The organism is Mesorhizobium sp. CA15, assembly GCF_020165215.1.
Taxonomy (GTDB): Bacteria; Pseudomonadota; Alphaproteobacteria; order Rhizobiales; family Rhizobiaceae; genus Mesorhizobium.
In genome coordinates, this window is the sequence record NZ_JAIUHQ010000006.1 from 202,129 (window position 1) to 216,316 (window position 14,188).

The following is a 14,188-nucleotide window of genomic DNA, read 5'->3' on the forward strand; positions in this document are numbered from 1 at the left end:
GTGGCCGATGGCTGGGCGATAGCGACCAGGCGGGGAACGGCCGCCTATTCAATCTCACCGCCCGGACCATACACTCTTCCGGCCAGTCACCATGTCGTATATGTCGGCCTCGACTCCGCGCCCGGCACCTGCGCGAGACTGGGTGAGGGTAAGGCCGAGCGCTATGACGCGCCGGCAGGAGCCATCATCGTGAAGCCGGCGTATCTTGAAGCTCGCCTGCATTTGTCGGAGGCGCGCGAAAGTTCGATTATCGTCTACCCTGACAACAGCCTGAAGGAACTTGCGAGACAACAGTTCGGCACTGAACAGGTCGAGTTGAAACCTCCGCCCCTCGGCACGCTCGATCACACCGCCCTGCGCGTTGGGCAGTTGCTCAAAGCCGAACTTACCAAAGAGCAGGGCGCTGCCGAGTTTTACGTCGAGCGCCTCATAGCTATCCTCGGAGTTCATATCCTTCATGCCTACACGTCGCGCGACAAGGAGCCCCAGCAGTTCAAAGGCGGGCTGACGCGAAAAGCGGCGCACAATCTTGAGGACTTCCTGCAGGCTAACCTTGCTCGGAAAGTTTCGGTCGGCGAGTTGGCGACGCTTGCCAATCTTTCGCCCAAGCATTTCACCCAGGCCTTCAGCAGAACCTTTGGGAAGTCGCCGCATCGTTATCTTTTGGATCTGCGGCTGGATCACGCAACGCGGCTGCTTTCTGAGGGGGACGCGACCATCACGGATGTCGCCTATCTCAGCGGGTTCTCCAGTCAGAGCCATTTAACGGCTGCGATGAAGAAACATCGCGGGACAACGCCGACGCGCTTCCGCTCCTCGATCTGAAATCGTCGAACCGAGGCTCGCTCGTTAAAGCTATATTAGCCTTACGGAATAACAACTTGTGCTGTTGGAGTAACACTTTTATCTAAGTTGCTTTAAGGCGGCAATCGGCCGGACGTTTTTACAAAACGTCGAACTTTTCTGAAATACGCAACGCACGTTCCATGCCTTTCTCTTAAATTGTGTCCTGATTCCATCGGGACATGAACATTATTACTTACTAATACAAAGGGGGATAGATGGCTGGGTTGGCCTGCGCTGGGACGATCCACGGCCGCGTAGAATCCGGCGATGGCGCCGGCGACCGAAAGTTGAAAGCCGATACCCGACACCCCGAACGCGCATCCTCCCAGGCGCGTTCGGGCTCGCAGGGGCGGCCGGAAGGGCGGAAACGCGGACCTCTGTTCACGCAGTTCCTGCGCGGCGGCCGGATGACCAAATGGAAAGGCGAGGCGGCGAGCTATGCGCCGAGCCTTACCAATCTGGCTTCGACGGCAGCTCCGATCTTGCGGGGTGCGCTTGTGTCAGCCACGCTATTGGCCGGACTTGGCGCCGTGCCGGCGGGGGCGGCCGATCTCTATTGGGACGTCAACGGCACGGCTGTGGGACTCGGGGGTACCGGAGCCTGGAACACCTCGTCGCTGTTTTGGAATCCGAGCAGTGACGGCGTCACCGGGCCGATGGCCATCTGGAACAATGCCGCCGTGGGCGGCGACAATGCTATCTTCAACGGCATCGCCGGAACGGTGACGCTCGCGGGGCCGATGACGGCCCACAATCTGACCTTCGGTGTCGCGGGCTATACAATCGCCGGCAGCACGCTGACGCTCACCGGCACGACGCCGACGATTTCCACTGCCGGAAACACCACAATCAGTTCGGTGATCGCCGGATCGGGCTTCACCAAAGTCGGCGCGGGCGGGCTGACGCTCACGGGTGCGAATACTTTCACGGGTGACATCACCGTCTCGGCCGGAGGACTCGGGCTCGCCAGCGATGCGTCGCTCGGCGCTGCCGGCAATGGCGTATCGCTTGCGAATGGAACCTCGATCAGCTCGACCAGCGCACTTGCCGCCAACCGGGTTATTACGATTGTTAGTGGGCGTGCGTTCGCAGCTAGCGGAGCGCTCACAGCGCACTTCACCGGGGCTGGCGGGCTACAGGTTTCAGGCACAATCAGCAATGACGCCAATGACTATACGGGGGCAACGGTTTTTGGCCAGAGCACCAATGGCTTCACTTCGGTAGCAGACCTTGGCGTGGCAAGCTCGCTCGGCGCGCCAACGGATGCGGCATCGGGTACCATCACTGTAAGCGCCGGCGGCGGATTGAGCGGCAATCTGGTCTATTTCGGTGACGGCGACAGCTCCAACCGCAACTGGCGTTTCAACAACACATCCAGCGGCGGAAACACCTTCCAGAACGCCGGAACAGGCAAGCTGACGCTGACCGGCGACATTCTGGCCGGTGGTGGGTTCGGGCTCACCATGAATTTCTCCGCGGCGGCCGCCGACATGGACCTGCTGGGTGTCATCAGTTCCTCGGTCGCTCGTAACATTCAGTTCAGCGGCAACGCGGGCCATACCATCACGCTTGGCGACGCCAACACCTATACCGGACCAACCTTCATCACCACCATCACGGTCAAAGCCGCGACACTGGCGAACAGCGGCACCAGCGGCTCGTTCGGCACCGGCAATACCATTAATTTTCAAAGCGGCACGCTGAGCTATACCGGAGCAGGCTCGGCGACCGACCGCACGCTGACGATCTCAGGTCCCAGCACCATCAGCAATGACGGCACCGGCGCGCTCACATTCAGCGGCCCGGCGAGCTTCGTCGCCGGCGGCGTCGCCGACACGCTGACGCTCGGCGGCAGCTTCGCGGGGACGAGCACATTGTCAGGCGTGATCTCCGGCGCCGGCAACCTCACCATGAACGGCGCCGGCACCTGGGTGGTGAGCGGCAGCAACACCTTCACCGGCACCACCACGGTCCAGAGCGGAACGCTCACCGCCGGAAGTTCTGCTGCATTCGGGCCTTCCAATCCGCTTGTCGTCAATGGCGGCACACTGAACCTGGGCGGTTTCGACATGACCGCTCGCTCGTTGGCGGGCACCGGCGGGACTATGGATCTCGGCAGCAATAACCTGACGCTGAACGGCACATCAGGTAGCACCGCCTATGCCGGCGTCATCACCGGAGCCGGCGGCCTCACCAAGCTCGGCGCCAGCACGCAGACGCTCACCGGCGCCAACACCTATTCCGGCGCGACTACAATCGGCGGCGGCACGCTGGCGCTCGATTTCACAGCGCCCGGCGCGCCGACGAACAATATCATTTCCGCTTCCTCGGCGCTCAATATGAACGGCGGCACGCTTACCGTGAAAGGTGGCACGGGGGCGAATAGCCAAAATTTCAGCGGACTGAACGTCACGGCGGGCAACAACAGGATCACCGCGACGGCGGGCGCGGGCGGCTCGCTTGCGGTCAATCTAGGCGCAGTCAGCCGTTCCGGCGGTCTGGTCGATTTCGGCATAAGCGCGGGAACGTCCATGGCCACCAGCAATGCCGACGGCGCGCTCGGCGGCTGGGCAACCGTCAACGGCACCGACTATGCGCAAGTGTCGGGCGGCTTCATCACAGCATTCACCGCTTATGTTAATCAGGACAATGCGGCGCTGTGGGCAACCGGCAACATCCTCAGCGATGAAGGCGGCAGCGCCAATACGCCCTATTTCGGCACGGTGAATGGCAATGTCGCGCTCGGGGGCCTCAAATACACTGCGGCGGCCAATTCCACCGTCACTGTTGGCGCCGGCAATATACTCGGCGTTGACGGCACTATAATCATCTCTCCCTTAGTCGGCACCGCTAACCAGACCATCCAGGGCGGCTCCTTGACCGGAGGCGCCGGTGGCAGCGCGCTTGGAGTGCAGCAGAATAGTGGCGGCACCTTCACGGTCGCCTCCAACATTGTCGACAACGGGGGCGCGACGTCCTTCACGGTAGGCGGCACGGGAGGCTCGACCGGCACCGGTGTCGTCGCGCTGACGGGCAGCAACAGTTACACCGGTGCGACGACGGTGAGCGGTGCCACGCTCGCCGTCAACAGTATCGCCAATGGCGGGGTGGCGAGCGGCATCGGCGCCTCGTCCAACGCGCCTTCGAACCTGGTGATCGAAAACGGGACGTTGCGCTACACCGGCGCCACGGCCTCGACCGACCGCGGCTTCACCCTCGTCAACGGTGGTCCGTCTCGCATCGTCGAGGTCACCAATGCCGCCACCGACCTGACCTTCTCCGGCCAAGTGACCAGCCCGGACGATGCCGGTTTCACCAAGACCGGCGCCGGCACGCTGACGCTGACCAACGCGGGCAACGACTATGTCGGCGTCACCACCATTGCCGGCGGCACGCTGGCCGTAAGCGCGCTTGCCAATGGCGGGCAGACGAGCGGTATTGGCGCGGCGAGCAACGCTTCCTCCAATCTTCTGCTACAGAACGGTGGGAAGCTCAGCTATATCGGCGGAACCACCACCAGCGACCGCGGCTTCACGCTCGGCACCGGCGGCGGAGCCATCGACGTAGTCGGCGGCACCACGCTGACGATGAGCGGCGTAGCCACCGGGGCGGGCGGTCTCGCCAAGGGCGGCGCCGGTACCTTGGTGCTGTCGGGGACCAACAATTACACCGGCGCTACCACGGTGAGTGCCGGAATCTTGCGGGCGGGCTCGACGCGCGCCTTCGGCGGCACGGACGCGAACGGAACGGGCGCTGGGCAGATGAACGTGCTAGCCGGCGCAACGCTCGATCTCGCCGGTAACAACAATACCGTCGGCGGTCTCATCGGCGCGGGCAATGTGACACTGGGCTCCGCCACGCTCAGGATCAATAACAGCGGCAACGCCTTTTCAGGCACGATCAGCGGCACGGGCGGCGTCACGCTCGCTGCCGGTGCGCAGACTTTCAGCGGCTGTACCAACAGCTATACGGGTGCAACCACCATCAACGGCGTGCTGAGCGTCGGTTGCCTACGCAACGGCGGCCAGGCGAGCGACATCGGCGCATCGAGCAACGCATCGGCAAATCTGCAGCTCATAGGCGGCACACTGATTTACACCGGCGGTAGTGTTACCACGGATCGGGGCTTCACGCTTAACGCAGGCACCATCAATGTAGCCAATGCCGGGACCACGCTCGAGTTCAGTGGTGTGGCGACTGGGACGCAGCTTCAAAAGACCGGTCCGGGCACCTTGGTGCTCTCCGGCGCCAACACATATAATGGCGCCACCCTCGTCAATGGCGGCATCCTGCGCGCGGGATCGACCAGTGCCTTTGGCTCGAGCGGCCTGCGGATGGACACAACCGGCGCAACGCTGGACCTCAACAATCTTAACAACACAGTTCTTTATATCAGCCAGGCCAATCTGGGGATTACCGGCGGCAACATCACGCTTGGAAGCGCCAACCTGACGATCAGCGACGGGTCGAACGGAAATTACAACGGCGCTATCAGCGGCAGTGGCGGGCTCGTGAAGAACGGCGCCGGTGCGCAGTCGTTGTCCGGCAGCGCCAGCAGCTACACCGGCCCGACTGTCATCAATGGCGGTATCCTCGCCGTGGCCAGCCTTGCCAATGGGGGCACCAACAGCTCTATTGGAGCATCGAGTTCCGCGCCGAACAATCTCATCATCAATGGCGGCGTGCTGCGTTATAATGGTCCCGGTGACAGCACCGATCGGCAGTTCACGCTCGGCCCTAATGGCGGCGGTCTCGACGCGTACGCCTCCGGCCCGGGGCCGATCAATTTCACCAGCACGGCGCCCGTCACCATGTCGGGCAACGGTAACCGCACGCTGACGCTCGCGGGCCTCAGCACGGCCAACAACTCGCTTTCGGCGCGTATTGACAATCCCGCAAGCGGCACGACTTCACTCAGCAAGACCGGCACCGGCACTTGGGTGCTCAAGAACCAGACGAGCACCTATACCGGCGCCACGACGATCAGCGGCGGCGTGCTTGCCGTCGACAAGCTGGCCAATGGCGGCCAGGCGAGTTCGATCGGGCAATCATCAAACCTGGCATCGAACCTGGTGATCGGCAGCGGTTCGACGCTTCGCTATACAGGCACGGGCGATATGACCGACCGGCTGTTCACGTTACAGACGGGAGTCAGCTTCATCGAATCGTCCGGCAGCGGGGCGATCCAGTTCACCAATACCGGCTCCGCATTATACAGCGGCGCCGGGCCGCGCACGCTGGCGCTGGGGGGCACCAACACCGGCCTGAACATCATGGGCGGCACGATTATCGACCAGAACGCCGCGACCGGAAAAACGACTCTGGCCAAGAATGATAGCGGCACCTGGGTGCTAACGGGCAACAACACCTATTCCGGCAACACCGTCATCAATGATGGCAACCTGATCATCGGTAATGGCGGCACGTCGGGCAATGCCGGCACAGGCAACGTCGTTGTCGTCAACTCGACCTCGACGTTATCATTCAACCGCTCCGACAGCTTCAGCTTCACGGGCACGCTGAGCGGTGCCGGCAACATCGCCCAAATCGGCACCGGCACGACAATCCTCACTTCGGCAACAAACGCGATCGGCGGCAGCACACGGATCGACGCCGGCACATTGCAGGTGAACGGCAGCCTGACGAGCAGCGGGGGGATTACGATCAACGCTGGCACGCTGCAGAGCAACGGAGGGGGCGCCTCCATAACCACGCCGACGATCACGATGAACTCCGGCTCGAAGCTCAACGTCGGCGGCGGCACGGTCCAGGCAGCCGGTGGCACGCAGACGCTGTTCACGGGCGGGACCGGCGGCGCCACGATCAACTTCACTGGCGGCACGTTGCTCGGCAACGGCACGCTGGGCGGAGGCGGCAACATTGTCAATCTCGCCGCCGGTTCGCTCAATACCGGCGCAGCCGCATTGAATCTCGGCAGCGGCAACGACACTTTCCTGTTGAGCGGTCTTGCGACGATCGCCGGAGTCGGGGTGGACGGCGGCGGCGGCTCCGACACGCTGCAGGTGACCACAACCTTCAGCCGTACGCTCAATGGCGCTCAGATTACCGGTTTCGAAAGCTTGAACAAGCAAGGCGCCGCCACCCTCACGCTGACGGGCGATCACAGCTACACGTCCGGTACGACGATTTCGGCCGGCACGCTGCAGATCGGCAATGGCGGGGTGGCCGGCGCGCTGGCGACGCCGAATGTGACCAACAACGGCACGCTCGCCTTCAATCTGAATAACAATTATACATTCGACAGCGCCATCTCCGGCAGTGGCGTGGTCAACAAGCTCGGCACCGGCACCACCACGCTAACCGGAACCAACACCTATATCGGCGCGACGAACGTCAATGCCGGGACATTGCTGATCAACGGCAACCAGTCGGGTGCTATCGGCCAGACTACTGTCGCGAGCGGGGCGACGCTCGGCGGCACCGGCACGATCGGCGGCAGCGTCACCGTGGCCGACGGCGGCACGCTCGCTCCCGGCGGCGCGGGCAATGCGCCCGGCACGCTCACCATCGGCGGCAACCTGACGCTCAACAACACGTCGGCCGTCAACGTCAATTTCGGCCAGGCGAACGTGCCGGGCGGACCGCTCAACGATCTCATCAATGTCGGCGGCAACCTGACGCTCGACGGCACGCTCAACATCACGCAGACGCCGGGCGGCACCTTCGGGCCAGGCGTCTATCGCATCCTCAACTATGGCGGTTCGCTGACGAATAACGGACTGAACGTCACGTCACCCGATTATTTCGTGCAGACCGCGGTCGCCAACCAGGTCAACCTCGTCAATTCCGCGGGGCTGACGCTCAGCTTTTGGGACGGCAATGCCGGCCCCCATTCCAACGGTGCGGTGGATGGCGGCAGCGGCACCTGGCGGGCGGCCGGCGACCAGAACTGGACCGATGCCAGCGGCACCTTCGCCGCGCCCTTCGCCAACGCCAGCTTCGCCATCTTCCAGGGTGCCGCCGGGACCGTCACGGTCGACAACACGAATGGCCAGGTGCAGGCGGCGGGCATGCAGTTCGCCACCGGCGGCTATCTCATCCAGGGCGGCGACGTCGCTTTGGTCGGGCCGCAATCGACTATCCGCGTCGGCGACGGCACTGCAGCCGGTGCGGCCTATGTGGCGACGATCACCTCGAACCTCACCGGAAGCAGCCAGCTGCTGAAGACGGAGCTCGGCACGCTGGTGCTGTCCGGCACCAACAGCTACAGCGGCGGCACCGCGATCAATGGCGGCACGGTTCAGGTCGCGTCGGACGGCAATCTCGGCGCGGCTGCCGGCGGTCTTTCGCTGAACGGCGGCACGCTGCACACGACGGCGGATATTACTTCTGCCCGCGCCGTGACCCTCAATGTCGGCGGCGGCACCTTCGACACCGACAGCGCGACCAAGCTGACGCTGACCAACACCGTGAGCGGCGCCGGGACCTTGACCAAGGAGGGTGGCGGCACGCTGGTTCTCAGCGGCGCCAACAGCTACCAGGGCGGCACCGTCATCAATGGCGGCACGGTCCAGATCACCGCCGATGCCAATCTCGGCGACGCAGCCGGCAAGGTCACCTTCAATGGCGGCACGCTCTACCAGCAGGGCGCGGCCAGCATCGTCGCCAGCCGCGACGCGACGCTTCAGGTGGGCGGCGGGACGTTCCAGGTCGACAGCACTGTGCAGTGGGAAGGCGCGATCGACGGCGCGGGCGCGCTCACCAAGACCGGCGCTGGCGCGCTGATCCTCGGCGCCGACAACAGCTATGCCGGCGGCACGACGATTGCGAGCGGCATCCTGATGCTGGGCACCGGCGGCACCACGGGCTCCATCTTGGGCGACGTGGTCGATAACGGTACCCTCAGCTTCAACCGCTCCGACCTCTATACCTTCGGCGGCACGATCTCGGGCAACGGCGGCGTCACCCAGGACGGGACCGGCAACACCGTGCTCACGGCCGACAACACTTACGGCGGCAGCACCCTAATTGTCGGCGGCGGCGGGCTCTATATCGATGGCGACCAGAGCGCAGCGACCGGGCTGACCAACGTCAACAACGGCACACTGGGCGGCAATGGTATCATCGGCGGCGATGTGTTCGTCGATGTCGCGGGGACATTGGCTCCTGGTGCGCTTAGCCCGACGCCCGGCACGCTCACCATCCACGGCAACCTCGAACTGGCCGACGGCTCGAACCTTGATTACTCGTTCGGCCAAGCCGGCGTGGTCGGCGGCGCCTACAACGACCTCACGGTCGTCCACGGCAATCTGGCGCTCGACGGCACGATCAACGTGACGGAAGCGCCCGGCGGCAATTTCGGCCCGGGTATCTATCGCGTCATCAGCTACGACGGCGCTCTGACTGACAACGGGCTTGATACCACGTCGAGCGATCACGTGGTGCAGACCTCGGTCGCAGGCCAGGTGAACCTGGTCGACATCAGCGCGATGACCCTCAACTTCTGGGACGGCGATGCCGGGCCGAAGGCCAATGATGGCGTTGACGGCGGCAACGGCACCTGGCGGGCGGCCGGCGACGACAACTGGACCGGCTCCGACGGCGACATAAACGCCGCCTTCTCGAACGGCAGCTTCGCAATTTTCGCAGGTAGCGCTGGCACGGTGACGGTCGACAACACCAATGGCCAGGTGCAGGCCGCGGGCATGCAGTTCGCTACCGACGGCTACTTGGTCCAGGGACAAGACATCGAGCTGGTCGGGTCACAGGCCACGATCCGCGTCGGCGACGGCACCCTGCCGGGTGCAGACTACACGGCAACTATCAATTCGAATCTCACCGGTGTGAGCCAACTGGTGAAAACTGATCTCGGCACGCTGGTGCTCGGCGGCGCCAACAGCTACAGCGGCGGCACCGCCATCCATAGCGGCACGTTGCAGGTTTCGGCTGACGCCAATCTCGGCGATGCGGCGGGCGTATTGTCATTCGACAATGGCGCGACCCTGCGAAACACCGCCGCGTTCGGCTCGGCGCGTAACGTCACGCTCAATGCCGGCGGCGGCACGTTCCAGACCGATGCCGATCTCACGCTTTCCGGCGTGGTCGGCGGCACGGGCGGCTTCACCAAGCGGGGCGGGGCGGCGCTGACGCTGACCGGCGCCAGCGCCTATGCCGGGCCGACCACGGTGACGGCAGGCGGGCTCTATATCGACGGCGACAACAGCCTGGCCACAGGGATTACTTCGGTCGGTATCGGCGCCACGCTTGGCGGCAAGGGCATTATCGGCGGCAACGTGGTGGTCGCCGACGGCGCGACACTCTCGCCGGGATCGGCCGATGGCACGCCGGGAACGCTGGCGATCGCCGGCGATCTGACGCTCTCCGGCGGCTCGATCCTCAACTACAGCTTCGGCCAGGCGAATATCGCCGGCGGGGCTCTCAACGATCTGACCACCGTCGGCGGCGATCTCGTGCTCGACGGCACGCTCAATGTCACTGTCTCGCCGGGTGGAACCTTCGGCCCCGGTATCTACCGCGTGTTCGATTACAGCGGGACCTTGACCAATAACGGGCTGTCCGTCGGCTCCATCCCGTCCTCGAACTACTTCGTGCAGACGTCCGTCGATCATCAGGTGAACCTGGTCAACGCAAACGGACTGAACCTGAACTATTGGGACGGCGATGCCGGTCCGAAGTTCGACGGCACGATCAATGGCGGCAACGGCACCTGGCAGAGCTCTTCGGGCAACGACAACTGGACCGAAGACACCGGGTCGATCAACGCAGCCTATTCGGACAGCGCCTTCGCCATCTTCGCCGGCCAGGCCGGCACGGTGACGGTGGACAACGGGCTCGGCCAGGTAACGGCCGCCGGCATGCAGTTCTCGACCGACGGTTATGTCATCCAGGGCGGCGATATCGGCCTTCTCGGGCCGCAGTCGACGATCCGGGTCGGCGACGGCACCAACGCGGGTGCGGGCTATACGGCAACGATCGCCTCGGCGTTCACCGGCAGTGCCCAGCTGGTGAAGACGGATGCCGGAACGCTGGTGCTGACCGGCACCAATAGCTACACCGGCGGCACCGCGATCAATGGCGGCACGCTGCGGATCTCGGCCGATGCCAACCTCGGCGATGCGGCGCGCGGGCTCTCCTTCAACGGCGGCACGCTCAACTCCACCGCCAGCTTCGCCAGCGATCGCGCCATCGACGTTCTCGGCCAAGGCACTATCTCGACCGACGCCGGTACCACCTTGACCCTGAACGGAGCATTGACCGGATCGGGCGCATTCAACAAAGCGGGAGATGGAACGCTTGTCCTGACGTCCGCTGGCTCGACCTTCTCGGGATCCACCTCCGTCCAGCAGGGCACGCTCGCGGCGGGCGCTGCGGACGTGCTGAGCCCCTTGTCCGCCTTCACCGTCGCCTCCAGTGGCACGCTTGACCTTGCCGGCTTCGACCAGACGGTGGCCTCGCTCAACAGCAGCGGGGCGGTGCGGCTTGGCGCTGCGGCGCCGGGAACAGTGCTCACCGTGAGCGGCGACTATGTCGGCAATGGCGGCAAGATCCTCATCAACGCCGCGCTCGACGGCGATGCTTCTGCGACCGACAGGCTGGTCGTGCATGGCAACACCTCCGGCACCGGCATCTTGGCGGTCAGCAATGTCGGCGGCGCGGGCGCGCAGACCAGCGAAGGCATCAAGATCGTCGACATCGACGGCAGCTCGGCCGGCACCTTCACGCTTGCCGGCGACTATGTCTTTGAGGGTGACCAGGCGGTGGTCGGCGGCGCCTACGCCTACCGGCTCTACAAGAACGGCGTCAGCACGCCGGCCGATGGCGACTGGTATCTGCGCTCCACCCTGATCAACCAGACCGGTCCGCTCTATGCGCCCAGCACGCCGCTCTACGAGGCCTATGCAGGCGTGCTGCAGAGCTTCAACGAACTGGGCACGCTGCAGCAGCGCATCGGCAATCGGGCCTGGGGCGAGGGCGCGACGCCGCAGGGCGCGGACGTGCCCGGCCAGGGACCTGTCGACGGCAAGGCCATCTGGGCGCGTATCGATGCCGCCCATGGCAAGTTCGAGCCCAAGACCTCGACCACCGGCACCGACTACGACGTGACGACCTGGAAGCTCAATGCCGGCGTCGACGGCCTGCTGCATGAGAGCGAGGCCGGCATCCTGCTGGGCGGCATCACCGTTCACTACGGCACCGTCTCGTCGGACGTGTCATCGAGCTTCGGCACCGGCTCGATCTCGGCCACCGGCTACGGCGTCGGCGGCACGCTGACCTGGCTCGGCAACAGCGGCTTCTATGTCGATAGCCAGGCCCAGGCGACCTGGTATGACAGCGACATCAACTCGGCCGTGCTGGGCAAGCTTGCCGACGGCAACAAGGGGTTCGGCTATGCGCTTAGCATCGAGAGCGGCCAGAAGATCGCGCTGCGCTCCAACTGGTCGCTGACCCCGCAGGCGCAGCTTTCCTACTCGGCCGTCGACTTCGACAATTTCACCGATCCGTTCGGCACGATCGTGTCGCCCGGCAGCGGCGACAGCCTGATCGGCCGCCTCGGCATCTCGGCCGACTACGAGGACCAGTGGGCCGACAGCGCCGGGCAGGTGAGCCGGGCGCATGTCTACGGCATCGCCAACCTCTACTACGACTTCCTTGACGGAACCGATGTCGATGTCTCGGGCGTGAAGCTTTCCAGCCAGAACCAGAAGGTCTGGGGCGGCGTCGGCCTCGGCGGCTCGCTCGACTTCGGCGACGGCAAATACTCGGTCTATGGCGAGGCGCTGGCCAAGACCAGCCTGGCGAGCTTCGGCGGCAGCAATGTCGTCAGCGGCAAGCTCGGCTTCAGCGTGCACTGGTAGCGGCGTCAACGAGGCTGGACAATCGGAATGCGGGCAGATGTGCGCACTCTCTCCGTTCGCCTCTTGGGCGTGATGAATTTCTTGAAGATGGAAACGAGATGAAACGAATTGGATATGCCACGCTGATCGCCGCAAGCCTGCTCTCCCTTGCGGCCGCATTCGCGCAAGACACCGCAGCTCTCCCTGGCGGTGCGACTTCGCTCAGGGAAGGGCATGGCGACTGGACCGTCTCCTGCAATCTCGCCAGCCAGAACGGCGCCGCCGTTAAGGTCTGCGCGCTGTCGCAGGAGCAGACCGACAGCCAGTCGCGCCAGCGCGTGCTGGCGATGGAACTGCGCCCGGCCGGCGAGGCCGTCCAGGGCACGCTCGTGCTGCCGTTCGGACTGTCGCTGGACCAAGGGGTAACCCTTCAGGTCGATGACGGCCCGGCCCTGCCGCCACTGCGCTTCCGAACCTGCCTTCCCGGTGGCTGTCTCGTGGACATCAGCCTCGACTCCGAGACCTTAGCTTCCCTGCGCGACGGCAAAAGCCTCAAGATCAAGGTGGTCGCCGACGGCGGCAAGGAGACCAACCTGGCGCTCTCGCTGAACGGCTTTCCCAGCGCAGTGGACAGGACCATGGCGCTGTTGAAGTGACACCGTGGGCCGGTTCGCAATGAGGCGGTTATGCCGAGATTCACTTGGGCTCAAATTACGCCAAGTGTGTTAATCAGAAACTGGCTTGCGGCCGCCGCATGCAAGGTCGGTTTTCTGTCCAATTATCCCAAAAGCGGACATACCGCGTTCGGTCTCATTTCGGCCGTTTTTAATTGGCTGCTGAGGCCGTGGCCGGTCGGTGGTGGCGTCTTGGCCAAAGGAAAGAATCGCGGCAGGTGAGAGCCCTAGCTTTGAGTATTCGGCCACATGGGATTGTACTGCAAGCACGCGGCGAGTTGGCGGACCGAGCGTCTTTCGATTCGACGCCTATCACATTGAAAACATTTTGCTTTTTACACTGCGTGTTACGCAGTTTGTTACACAGCTACGGTGACGGGTCTCGATCGTTCAAAGTCGCTGCTTCCGTGCTCAAGATCTTACGAGACCGACGGCTTGGCGGGACGGTTTGTCGGGGGTAGGCCCACCGCCGACATTCACGATCAGCCAAGTATTCGCGATCTGAATGTAGCCCGGCGCGCCACTGCTATCTCCCAGGCTCAGAATGCGGCCTCCGAAGACCTTCTCGTAAAACCGCGCCGAACGACCGATGTCGGCCACTGTCAAAAAATGCGCGACGGTAAAGCCCTTTTGCGGGGGCATTGCATAGATTTGATCCGCTACGATTGCTTGGGTCATCGGGGACTCCTATTGAGACAAAGTTCAAATCTTCGCGACCTTACTTGGCTGCCAATCCTGCGCGGGGTCTCCTTTGCAGGTCGGCAGTTGTGAGCAACTCGCGGCAAGGGGACGTTGCAGTGCCGACCGAAGCACCTACCAAGTCGCGGCCCTTCAGACCACGGATCACGGCAA

General features: G+C 63.9%; 4 protein-coding genes. 3 read left to right on the forward strand and 1 reads right to left on the reverse strand.

Annotated features, from left to right (window positions below; translation table 11 throughout):
* Positions 1-189: 189 nt before the first annotated feature.
* From LB515_RS13420 to LB515_RS13430, 3 genes are all read left to right on the forward strand, one after another.
* Positions 190-825, forward strand: coding sequence for a helix-turn-helix domain-containing protein (locus tag LB515_RS13420; RefSeq protein ID WP_224707996.1), 636 nt, complete (start codon positions 190-192; stop codon positions 823-825).
* A gap of 428 nt (positions 826-1,253) precedes the next feature.
* Positions 1,254-12,683 (forward strand): autotransporter-associated beta strand repeat-containing protein, encoded by an 11,430-nt coding sequence (locus LB515_RS13425; RefSeq protein ID WP_224707997.1) that lies wholly within the window; start codon positions 1,254-1,256, stop codon positions 12,681-12,683.
* A 98-nt stretch (positions 12,684-12,781) separates the two neighbouring features.
* Complete coding sequence (locus LB515_RS13430) at positions 12,782-13,318, forward strand: invasion associated locus B family protein (RefSeq protein ID WP_224611464.1); 537 nt, start codon at positions 12,782-12,784, stop codon at positions 13,316-13,318.
* A gap of 429 nt (positions 13,319-13,747) precedes the next feature.
* Here the strand turns inward: LB515_RS13430 and LB515_RS13435 are convergent, their stop codons facing one another.
* Positions 13,748-14,014, reverse strand: a complete 267-nt coding sequence (locus tag LB515_RS13435; protein WP_224707998.1) for a hypothetical protein — start codon at positions 14,012-14,014, stop codon at positions 13,748-13,750.
* Positions 14,015-14,188 lie beyond the last annotated feature (174 nt).

Coding starts and splice junctions, on each gene's coding strand:
- LB515_RS13425 (WP_224707997.1), top strand. CDS start 1,254: ATGACCAAATGGAAAGGCGAGGCGGCGAGCTATGCGCCGAGCCTTACC.
- LB515_RS13435 (WP_224707998.1), bottom strand. CDS start 14,014: ATGACCCAAGCAATCGTAGCGGATCAAATCTATGCAATGCCCCCGCAA.
- LB515_RS13430 (WP_224611464.1), top strand. CDS start 12,782: ATGAAACGAATTGGATATGCCACGCTGATCGCCGCAAGCCTGCTCTCC.